The organism is Streptomyces sp. NPDC004561, assembly GCF_053602155.1.
Genome location: NZ_JBSGDB010000344.1, coordinates 1 through 9910, shown reverse-complemented (window position 1 = coordinate 9910; position 9910 = coordinate 1). Strand labels below are relative to the sequence as shown.

Annotated in this window: 11 protein-coding genes and 1 pseudogene; 6 read left to right on the top strand and 6 right to left on the bottom strand. The window is 73.0% G+C overall.

Annotated features, from left to right (window positions below):
• Nucleotides 1–90 precede the first annotated feature (90 nt).
• Nucleotides 91–294 (bottom strand): hypothetical protein, encoded by a 204-nt coding sequence (locus ACWEN3_RS33050; protein ID WP_452978361.1) that lies wholly within the window; start codon nt 292–294, stop codon nt 91–93.
• A 109-nt stretch (nt 295–403) separates the two neighbouring features.
• Nucleotides 404–1051, bottom strand: coding sequence for a 2-phospho-L-lactate guanylyltransferase (gene cofC, locus ACWEN3_RS33045; RefSeq protein WP_452978358.1), 648 nt, complete (start codon nt 1049–1051; stop codon nt 404–406).
• Nucleotides 1052–1206: 155 nt separating this feature from the next.
• On the opposite strand from cofC, the gene ACWEN3_RS33040 reads away from it, so the two are divergent.
• The 3 genes from ACWEN3_RS33040 to ACWEN3_RS33030 are packed head-to-tail and all read left to right on the top strand — an operon-like array spanning nt 1207 to nt 4201.
• Nucleotides 1207–1977, top strand: coding sequence for a lysophospholipid acyltransferase family protein (locus tag ACWEN3_RS33040; RefSeq protein ID WP_452978355.1), 771 nt, complete (start codon nt 1207–1209; stop codon nt 1975–1977).
• On the top strand, nt 1974–2984 hold the full coding sequence (locus ACWEN3_RS33035) for an NAD(P)H-dependent glycerol-3-phosphate dehydrogenase (RefSeq protein ID WP_452978352.1): 1011 nt from the start codon (nt 1974–1976) through the stop codon (nt 2982–2984). The genes ACWEN3_RS33040 and ACWEN3_RS33035 overlap by 4 nt, the downstream gene beginning before the upstream one ends.
• A 59-nt stretch (nt 2985–3043) precedes the next feature.
• Entirely contained in the window at nt 3044–4201 is a 1158-nt protein-coding gene (locus ACWEN3_RS33030; protein WP_452978349.1) for a D-alanine--D-alanine ligase family protein, read from the top strand.
• A gap of 12 nt (nt 4202–4213) precedes the next feature.
• Here the strand turns inward: ACWEN3_RS33030 and ACWEN3_RS33025 are convergent, their stop codons facing one another.
• Both ACWEN3_RS33025 and ACWEN3_RS33020 read right to left on the bottom strand, forming a co-directional pair.
• Nucleotides 4214–4732, bottom strand: a complete 519-nt coding sequence (locus tag ACWEN3_RS33025) for a DUF3515 domain-containing protein (protein ID WP_452978347.1) — start codon at nt 4730–4732, stop codon at nt 4214–4216.
• A 20-nt stretch (nt 4733–4752) separates the two neighbouring features.
• Nucleotides 4753–4986, bottom strand: a complete 234-nt coding sequence (locus ACWEN3_RS33020) for an Lrp/AsnC family transcriptional regulator (RefSeq protein ID WP_003997603.1) — start codon at nt 4984–4986, stop codon at nt 4753–4755.
• 246 nt (nt 4987–5232) lie between these two features.
• Here ACWEN3_RS33020 and ACWEN3_RS33015 point away from each other — a divergent pair, with 246 nt between their 5' ends.
• Complete coding sequence (locus ACWEN3_RS33015; protein ID WP_452978344.1) at nt 5233–6198, top strand: thiamine-phosphate kinase; 966 nt, start codon at nt 5233–5235, stop codon at nt 6196–6198.
• Nucleotides 6195–6980, top strand: coding sequence for a bifunctional hydroxymethylpyrimidine kinase/phosphomethylpyrimidine kinase (gene thiD / locus ACWEN3_RS33010; RefSeq protein ID WP_452978341.1), 786 nt, complete (start codon nt 6195–6197; stop codon nt 6978–6980). The genes ACWEN3_RS33015 and thiD overlap by 4 nt, the downstream gene beginning before the upstream one ends.
• A 124-nt stretch (nt 6981–7104) precedes the next feature.
• On the opposite strand, the gene rpmB is transcribed toward thiD, so the two are convergent.
• Complete coding sequence (gene rpmB / locus ACWEN3_RS33005) at nt 7105–7290, bottom strand: 50S ribosomal protein L28 (protein ID WP_003993230.1); 186 nt, start codon at nt 7288–7290, stop codon at nt 7105–7107.
• A gap of 259 nt (nt 7291–7549) precedes the next feature.
• On the opposite strand from rpmB, the gene ACWEN3_RS33000 reads away from it, so the two are divergent.
• Nucleotides 7550–9253: a DAK2 domain-containing protein gene (locus ACWEN3_RS33000; RefSeq protein ID WP_452978338.1), complete on the top strand. Its 1704-nt coding sequence runs from the start codon at nt 7550–7552 to the stop codon at nt 9251–9253.
• A 10-nt stretch (nt 9254–9263) separates the two neighbouring features.
• On the opposite strand, the pseudogene ACWEN3_RS32995 reads toward ACWEN3_RS33000, so the two are convergent.
• Nucleotides 9264–9910, bottom strand: a pseudogene (locus ACWEN3_RS32995) (hypothetical protein); the annotation flags it as partial.

Below are 9910 nucleotides of genomic sequence, written 5' to 3'. Positions count from 1 at the left end.
GGCGCTGGTGGCCTCGCGGCTCGTCCACGGCTTCACCTCGGCGAGGCCGGGCAGATCGGGGACCGGATCACGCGGCGTGTGTAAGGGCAGTTACAGGGTTTGAAGGGTTACGAGGGTGATCCGCAGGGCGTCGCCCGCGCCCTCCGTCTCGATCCGCACCCGCTGTCCGGGACGCAGCAGCAGCAACGCGCCCCGGTCGAACGCCGCCGCGTCGAAGGGCAGGGGCGTGCCGTCGTCGAGAAGTACCTGGCCGCTGCGGGTGTCTGGGTCGTAGGTGTACGCGGTCGCCTGCATGACGGCCAGCCTAGTGTCCCTCCCGGACGCGGGTGCCGCCGTGGGGCCGCGGGACCGTGTCCGGGCCGTGGGCGCACCGGTGGCCGGTCACGCGGTTCCCCGCGCCCGTTCAGCCGGATTCCGGGCCCGGGATGAGCAGCCCCGCCGACACCGCCGCCGTGTGCGGCCCCACCCCGAGCGCCAGCGCCGCCCGCAGGTCGTCACCGGTGTCCACGTCCTGCCGTACCGAATCGACGTCCGCGAGCCCGAGTTCCGCCGCGCCCGAGGCCCGGTGCCGGGAACGGGAATCGGTGCCGAAGGCGGGACGCAAATCCCGGCCGGGCGACGCGGCCAGCAAAGTCGTGCCGAGTTCCGCCGCGTCGGCGAGAAATGCCCGGGGGAATTCCGTTGCCGCGGCCAGTACCCGGTCCAGCTCCGCCGGACGCAGCGCCGGCAGATCGGCGTTCAGGGCGGCGACGGGTGCGCAGGGGCGCATTTCCCGTACGGCGTCGGCGCCGTGCTGCAGGGCGGCGTTCAGGCCCCGTGCCGGGGTGTCCGGGACGATCCGCGCGCCCAGCGCCGCCAGCTCCCGGGCGGCCAGGACGTCGTCCGTGACGACCGCCACATCCGCCACCGCCGCACACGCCAGCGCGGCGGCCACCGTGTCCTGGGCGAACGCGAGGGCCAGTCCAGGGCGCACCCCGTCGGCCGCGGTGTCCGAGAGCCTGCTCTTGGCCCGTGCCAGGGGCTTCAGGGGGATGACCAACGTCCAGTGCACCGGCGTACCGTCCCTCTCTTGTCGCGCTCATTGTCACCCGCGGCAGCCGACGCCACGGATGGCGGGGCGTACGGTGTTCTCGACAGACCGGCGGCCCCGGGCGACACTTGTGCGGCCCCCGCCGAGGTGGCAGCCCCCTAGAGGAAGGTGTCCTTGTGCCCCGCCGCAGAATCGGCTTCTGGTACCGCTTCGCCGCGGTGATCTGCAAACCGCCACTGGTGGTTCTGATCAAGCGGGACTGGCGTGGAATGGAGCACATTCCGGCCGAGGGCGGATTTATCACCACGGTGAACCACAATTCCCACGTGGACCCCTTCGCGTACGCGCACTATCAGTACAACACCGGGCGGGTTCCGCGATTCCTGGCGAAGAGCGGGCTATTCAAGAAGGGATTCGTCGGAGCCGCCATGCGCGGCACCGGGCAGATCCCCGTCTACCGCGAGAGCACGGACGCGCTCAGCGCCTTCCGCGCCGCGATCGACGCCGTGGAGCGCGGCGAGTGCGTCGCCTTCTACCCCGAGGGCACCCTCACCCGCGACCCGAACGGCTGGCCCATGACCGGCAAGACCGGCGCCGCCCGCGTGGCCCTGCAGACCAAGTGCCCGGTCATCCCGGTCGCCCAGTGGGGCGCCAACGAACTGCTGCCGCCGTACGCGAAGAAGCCGAACCTCCTCCCGCGCAAGACCCACCAGGTGCTGGCGGGCCCGCCCGTGGACCTGTCGCGCTTCTACGACCAGGAGATGACCCCGGAGCTGCTCAAGGAGGCCACCGAGGTCATCATGGCCGCCATCACCCGCCTGCTGGAGGAGATCCGCGGCGAGCGGGCGCCCGAGACGCCCTACGACCCCCGCCGCGAGCGGATCGAGCAGCGCCGCCGCACCCAGGCACAGAACCAGGACAGGCAGGAAGAGGAGCAGAGCAAGTGAGCAAGCCTGTGCGGGCCGCCGTCATGGGCACCGGCTCCTGGGGCACCGCCTTCGGCATGGTCCTCGCCGACGCCGGCTGCGAGGTGGCCCTGTGGGCCCGCCGCCCGGAGCTGGCCGAGGCGGTCAACTCCACCCGGACCAACCCGGACTACCTGCCCGGCGTGGAGCTCCCGGAGAACCTGCGCGCCACCTCGGACGCGGCCGAGGCCCTCAGGGACGCGGACTTCACCGTGCTCGCGATCCCCTCCCAGACCCTGCGCGCCAACCTCGCCGAGTGGATCCCGCTGCTCGCGCCGGGCACCGTGCTCGTCTCCCTGATGAAGGGCGTCGAACTCGGCTCCACCATGCGGATGAGCGAGGTGATCGAGGACGTCGCCAAGGTCGGCGCCGACCGGATCGCCGTCGTCACCGGACCCAACCTGGCACGCGAGATCGCCGCCCGCATGCCCGCCGCGGCGGTCGTCGCCTGCACCGACGAGCAGGTCGCCCGGCGCCTCCAGGCCGCCTGCCACACGCCGTACTTCCGGCCGTACACCAACACCGACGTGACCGGCTGCGAACTCGGCGGCGCGGTCAAGAACGTCATCGGCCTCGCGGTCGGCATCGCCGACGGCATGGGCCTCGGCGACAACGCCAAGGGCTCGCTCATCACGCGCGGCCTCGCCGAGACCACCCGGCTCGGCATGGCGCTCGGCGCCGACCCGCTGACCTTCTCCGGACTCGCGGGCCTCGGCGACCTGGTGGCCACCTGCTCCTCGCCGCTGTCCCGCAACCACACCTTCGGCACCAACCTCGGCAAGGGCATGACCCTCCAGGAGACCATCGCGGTCACCCGGCAGACCGCCGAGGGCGTCAAGTCCTGCGAGTCCGTGCTGGATCTGGCCCGCCGGCACGGCGTCGACATGCCGATCACCGAGACGGTCGTCGGCATCGTGCACGAGGGCAAGCCCCCGGTGGTCGCCCTCAAGGAGCTGATGTCGCGCAGCGCGAAGCCCGAGCGACGCTGAGCGAACCCCCTGAGTCGACGCTGTATCCGGGCTCTACCACCGGGTACTCTCAACGCGATATGAGCACCGAGAACCTCCCCCAGAGCCCTGAGCAGCCGTCCCGCAAGCCCCGCGTGGCCGTCGTGTTCGGCGGGCGCAGCTCCGAACACGGGATCTCCATGGTCACCGCCGGCGCCGTTCTGAGCGCGATCGACCGGACCAAGTACGACGTCCTGCCGATCGGCATCACCCGGGAGGGCCGCTGGGTGCTGACGGCCGACGAACCGGAGCGGATGGCCATCGCCGACCGCCGCCTGCCCACCGTCGACGAGCTCGCGGAGTCGCACGAGGGCGGCGTGGTGCTCCCCGTCGACCCCGCCAGCCGCGAGGTCGTCTACAGCGAGCCCGGCTCGGTGCCCAAGGCGCTCGGCGAGGTCGACGTCGTCTTCCCGGTGCTCCACGGCCCCTACGGCGAGGACGGCACCCTCCAGGGCCTCCTGGAGCTCTCCGGAGTGCCCTACGTGGGCGCCGGCGTGCTCGCCTCGGCCGTCGGCCAGGACAAGGAGTACATGAAGCGGGTCTTCACCTCCTTCGGCCTCAAGGTCGGCCCGTACGTGGTGATCCGGCCCCGCGAGTGGGCGCAGGACGAGTCCGCCGCCCGCAAGAAGATCATCGACTTCGCCGGCGAGCACGGCTGGCCGCTGTTCGTGAAGCCGGCGCGCGCGGGCTCGTCGATCGGCATCACCAAGGTCGACGACCTCTCCGGCCTGGACGAGGCGATCGCCGAGGCCCAGTCGCACGACCCGAAGATCCTCGTCGAGGCCGCCGTGCGCGGCCGCGAGATCGAGTGCGGCGTCCTGGAGTTCGAGGACGGGCCGCGCGCCTCCGTGCCGGCCGAGATCCCGCCGCCGGACGCGCACGCGTACTACGACTTCGACGCCAAGTACATCGACTCGACGCCCGGCATCGTCCCGGCGCCGCTCACCGACGAGGAGACCGCCGAGGTGCGGCGGCTCGCGGTCGAGGCGTTCGAGGCGGCCTCCTGCGAGGGCCTGGTCCGCGCCGACTTCTTCCTCGCCGAGGACGGCGAGTTCGTCATCAACGAGATCAACACCATGCCCGGCTTCACGCCGATCTCGATGTACCCGCAGATGTGGCAGGCCACCGGCATCGGCTACCCGGAGCTGGTGGACCGGCTGGTGCAGGCCGCGCTGCGCCGCCCGACCGGGCTGCGCTGACCGTCCCGGACATCACCGCATGGAGGCGATCCCCTTCGGGATCGCCTTCTTCACGGCCGGGGCCAGGTCCGTCAGGACCTGCGCGCTGTCGTCCGGCCCGGACCGCTTCTTCGGCAGCGTCACCTGCACATACGCCAGGCGATTGGCCGTGGTGAACCGCCACGTCCCGTCGCCCTGCTTCTCCATCAGCCAGTCCACGCCGTTGACCCCGCCGGAGATCGCGTTCGGGTCGTCGCCCTCGGCCACCTTGGGATCGACCATCTTCGGCGGCCGGACGATCCCGCAGCGCAGTATGATCGCCGGGCCTCCCCAGCCCGCCGTGTAGACGGACCGGGGCTCCGGGTCGGCGCGGCGCTGCCCGTCCACCTTCCCGGGCAGCACCTCGTGCAGGGACCGGCACAGAGGCGCGGTCCTCGCGTCGGGGCGGGGAACCGCGACCGTGCCGCTGTCGTCTGCCGTGGAGCAGCCCGCGACCGCGATCAGCAGGGCCGGCGCGAGCAGGCCGAGAGGCCGGTGACGGAAGAAGTTCACCGGCCAAGGGTAGACGGGGGCTACAGATGCACGACCGGGCAGGTCAGGGTGCGGGTGATGCCGTCCACTTGCTGGACCTTCGCGACCACCATGCGACCGAGGTCGTCGACGGTGTCGGCCTGAGCGCGCACGATGACGTCATAGGGTCCCGTCACGTCCTCGGCCTGGATCACTCCAGGGATCTTGCTGATCGTCTCGGCGACGGTCGACGCCTTGCCGACCTCCGTCTGGATCAGGATGTACGCCTGTACCACGGAACCTCCAGGGCGGCCACGAGGATCATGTGGGGAAAAGGAACGCCACGGTATCGCGTTGCCGCTCCCCGCGGGGAGACCTGCGGGAACCGGGCTTGCGCGCCAGGGTGCAGGCACGACGGAAGTTGACGGTCATCCGGACCGTACCGACGGTCATCCGGACCGTATCGGGGTCACCTCGACGGTATCGGGGACACTGATGACGCGCGAGTGGGCACGGCAAGGCAGAAAAGGGGAGCAAGGGACATGAAGGGCACTGTTGGTGAGCTCGGGGAGTTCGGGCTCATCAGGGAGCTCACCTCCCGTCTCACCACCACCCCGGCGGTCCGGATCGGCCCCGGCGACGACGCCGCGGTGGTCGCCGCGCCCGACCGCCGGGTGGTGGCGAGCACCGACATCCTGCTGGAGGGGCGGCACTTCCGCCGCGACTGGTCCACGGCCTACGACGTCGGGCGCAAGGCGGCCGCGCAGAACCTCGCGGACATCGCCGCCATGGGCGCCGTACCGACCGCGCTGCTGCTCGGTCTGGTCGTCCCGGCCGAACTCCCGGTCACCTGGCCCAGCGAGATGATGGACGGGCTGCGTGACGAGTGCCAGGTCGCGGGCGCCTCCGTGGTCGGCGGGGACGTCGTGCGCGGCGACACGATCATGGTGTCGATCACCGCGCTCGGCGACATGCGCAACCAGGAGCCGGTGACCCGGGCCGGCGCCCAGCCCGGCGACCTCGTGGCCGTCACGGGCTGGCTGGGCTGGTCCGCGGCCGGCTACGCGGTGCTCTCCCGCGGCTTCCGCTCGCCGCGCGCCTTCGTGGAGGCCCACCGGCGGCCCGAGCCGCCGTACCACGCGGGCCCGGCCGCCGCGGCGCTCGGCGCCACCGCGATGTGCGACGTGAGCGACGGGCTGATCGCCGACCTCGGGCACATCGCCGAGGCCAGCAAGGTCCGCATCGACATCCGCTCCGGCACGATCGACATCCCGTCCCAGATGAACGACATCGGGCAGGCCGTCGGCGTCGATCCGCTGCAGTGGGTGCTGACCGGGGGAGAGGACCACGCCATCGTGGCGACCTTCCCGCCGGACACCAAACTCCCGGCCCGCTGGAAGGTGATCGGCGAGGTGCTCAACCCCTCCGCGCTGCCCCAGGTGACCGTCGACGGGGCACCCTGGACCAGCAAGGGCGGCTGGGACCACTTCGGGGACATCGAGTCGTGATCCCCCGCGTGCTGACCGTGGCGGGCTCGGACTCCGGCGGCGGCGCCGGCGTCCAGGCGGACCTGAAGACGATGCTGGCGCTCGGCGTGCACGGGATGAGCGTGATCACCGCGGTGACCGCGCAGAACTCCCTGGGGGTGCAGGGCGCCTGGGAGCTGCCCGTGGCGGCCGTACGGGCCCAGTACCGCAGTGTGGTGGACGACATCGGCGTCCAGGCCGTGAAGACCGGCATGCTGGCCTCGGCGGAACTGGTCGAGGCGGTCGCCGAGTTGATCTCCGGCACGGACGCGCCGGCCGTGGTGGACCCGGTGGGCGTCTCCAAGCACGGCGACCCGCTGCTGGCGGCCACCGCCCTGGACTCCGTCCGCACCAGACTGCTGCCGGTCGCGACGGTGGCCACGCCCAACCTGGACGAGGTGGCCCAACTCACGGGGGTGCGGGTCGAGTCCGAGGAGGATCTGCGCCGGGCGGCGGCGGCCGTGCTGGAGTACGGGCCGCGCTGGGCGCTGATCAAGGGCGGCCATCTGTCCGGGGACGCCGTGGATCTCCTGACCGACGGCTCGGCGGAGCACTGGCTGCGGGCCCCGCGCCACGACAACCGGCACACCCACGGCACGGGCTGCACGCTGGCGTCCGCGATCGCGTCGGGTCTGGCCAAGGGGCTGAGCGTGCCGGAGGCGGTCACCGCGGCCAAGGAGTACGTCACCGGGGCGATCGCGGCGGGATTCGCGCTGGGCGCCGGCATCGGGCCGGTGGACCACGGGTGGCGCTTTCGCGGCTGACCCCGCGGCCGACTCCGTGGGTACGGCGCGGGTACGGCGCGGGTACGGCAAAAAGCCGGCCCACCGTGAGGTGGACCGGCTCAGTGCAGCGAACCAGCAGTGGCCGCGCGCTCAGCTGTTGGCGTCAGCGCGAGACCTTGCCGGCCTTGATGCACGAGGTGCAGGCGTTCACGCGCTTCGGCGTCCCGCCGACCACGGTACGCACACGCTGGATGTTCGGGTTCCAGCGGCGGGACGTACGGCGGTGCGAGTGCGAGATGTTGTTGCCGAAGCCCGGCCCCTTGCCGCAGACGTCGCAGTTGGCAGCCACGGGTCACTCCAAAGACTTCAGATGCACTTACGGTTGATCCCGGCATGCCGGGATCAAGGCCGTGAGACCTGAGATCTTGAGTGGCGTTGCCAGGGGAATGGCCCGATCAGGATCGGGCAACCGGAGCAGCATACAACGACTGCGTCCGTACAACGAAACTACCATGGCAGATCACGGCCCCGCTCCCGGCCCACTTCCGGTGCACACCACCCCGGGGTCTACGCTGCGTCCCACGTCCAGCCAGCTCAGGGAGGCGCAGGTGGCGCAGGTGCCGCAGACATTCTTCGATGCTCTCGCGGTGCGCACCTGGTGCGGTCTGGCGCTGCGCGCGCTGGGACGCGCGCGCGAGGAGATCGACGCGATCAACGTCTATCCGGTGGCGGACGGGGACACCGGGACGAACCTGTACCTGACCCTGGAGTCGGCCGCGACGGCCGTCGAGGCCGTGTTCGCCGGGTACGAGACGGGTTCCGCGGAGCCGTCCCTCGCGGACGCGGTGCAAGCGATGGCCCACGGGGCGCTCATCGGCGCCCGGGGCAACTCCGGGACGATCCTGGCGCAGCTGCTGCGCGGCATGGCCCAGGTGCTCGCGGACGGCGGCGACGCCTCCCGCGGCGACGGCTCGGGACTGCGGCTCGCCCTGCGGCGGGCCGCCGACGCCGCCCGCCAGGCGGTGGCCCACCCCGTCGAGGGCACCGTCCTCACGGTCGCCTCGGCCGCCGCAGACGCCGCCGAGGGGACCGAGGGCGACTGCGGGAGCATCGCGCGGGCCGCCTACGAGGGCGCCCGCACGGCGCTGGCGGCGACCCCCGCCCAGCTGGCCGTCCTGAAGCGGGCCGGGGTGGTCGACGCGGGCGGACGCGGGCTGGTGGCGGTGCTGGGGGCACTGGTGGAGGCGTGCACGGGCGAGGCGGTGCGGGACGTCCCGAAGACCCCGGACGCCGCCTCCGACGAACCCGGCGTCCACACGGATTCCGGGGGGTCCGCGCGCGCGGAGGCACTGCTCGCCGCGGAGCCCTGCGCCGACGGGGCCGAAACGGACGGTCCCGCCTTCGAGGTGATCTTCCTCCTGGAGGCCGGCGAGGCGGCCGTGGCCCGGCTGCGCACCCGGCTCGACGCCCTCGGCGACTCCCTGGTCGTCGTCGGCGGCGACGGGCTGTGGAACGTGCACGTGCACGTCGACGACGCCGGCGCCGCCGTGGAGGCGGGCGTGGAGGCCGGGCGGCCGTACCGCATCCGGATCACGCACTTCGGGCTCGGCGACGTGCACACCGGGGGCGAGCGTCCGCCGCGCGAGCGCGCCCAGCGGGCCGTCGTCGCCGTCGTGCCCGGGGAGGGCCTGGCCGGGCTGTACGCCGAGGCGGGCGCGACCACCGTGCTCGCGCGCCCGGGGGAGCCGCCGGCCAGCGGGGAGCTGGTGCAGGCGGTACGGCGTGCCCACGCGCGTGAGGTGGTCCTGCTGCCCAACGACGCCGAACTGCGCCACACGGCCGCCGCGGCGGCCGAGCAGGCCCGCGCCGAGGGCATCCGGGTGGCCCTGATCCCCACCCGCTCCGCGGTGCAGGGCATCGCCGCGCTCGCGGTGCACGAGCCCCGGCGCCGGTTCGACGAGGACGTCGTCCAGATGACCTCGGCGGCGGGCGCCACCCGGTACGCGGAGGTGGTCGTCGCCGAGCACGAGTCCTGGACGACGGCCGGCATCTGCCAGGCCGGCGACGTCCTCGGCCTGATCGACGGCGATGTGGCGGTGATCGGCCCGGACGTCACCGCGACCGCCGGGACCGTCCTGGACCGCATGCTCCAGGCCGGCGGCGAGCTGGTCACCCTCGTCGTCGGCGACGAGGCGCCCGAGGCGGTCGCCGAGCACCTGGAGGCACGCGTACGGGAGTGCTACCTCGCCGTGGACACGGTCGTGTACCGGGGCGGCCGCCAGGGGACGCTGCTGCTCATCGGCGTGGAGTGAGCACGCCGCCTCACCGCTCGGGCCGGAGCAGGCGGGCGGCCTCCGCTCGCCGTTCCCGCACGGTCTCGTCCCCGTCGTCGGCGCCCTCGTAGGCCGCGAGCACGGCACGCGCGCGTGCCGCCGCCTCGGCGGGCCGGCCGAGGTCGGCCGCGAGCCGGCCCGCCGCGAGTTCGGCACCGGTACGGCCGTGCAGCCCCTCCGCGCCGAGCACGCCGAACAACTCGACAGCCCGCCCCAACTGCCCCAGCGCGGCCTCGAAGAGGCCCTGGAGATCGCGGCTCCCGACATCGACGGCACCCTCGGCACTCTCCGCCCGTGCGGCCTGCTGTGCCGGTACGGCGCGTTGTGCCCGGTCGGCCCGCTCTGCTTCGCCTGCGTTCTCCGCCTCTCCGGTCCGCTGTTCCCCGGCGCGCGCGGCCGGTACGGCGTGCTCCGCCTCCTCGGCACTCTCCGCCCGTCCGGCGGGCTGTGCCCCGTGGGCACGCTCTGCCGGGGCCCGTGCGGGCCGGCCGACGGCCTCGGCATCTTCTGCCACTGCGGCGGCTTCCGCCTCCCCGGCGTGCTCCGCCACCGCGTGCTCTGCCTCCCCGGCCCGCTCCGCCGCCTCGAGCTCTCCCACGCCCGGCGGGTACGCCAACGCGTGATGAGGCTCCCGGT

Bases quoted from the DNA above. Each gene is read 5' to 3' on its own strand.
- ACWEN3_RS33050 (WP_452978361.1), bottom strand. From the start codon at position 294: ATGCAGGCGACCGCGTACACCTACGACCCAGACACCCGCAGCGGCCAG.
- ACWEN3_RS33015 (WP_452978344.1), top strand. From the start codon at position 5,233: ATGAAGGGCACTGTTGGTGAGCTCGGGGAGTTCGGGCTCATCAGGGAG.
- ACWEN3_RS33030 (WP_452978349.1), top strand. From the start codon at position 3,044: ATGAGCACCGAGAACCTCCCCCAGAGCCCTGAGCAGCCGTCCCGCAAG.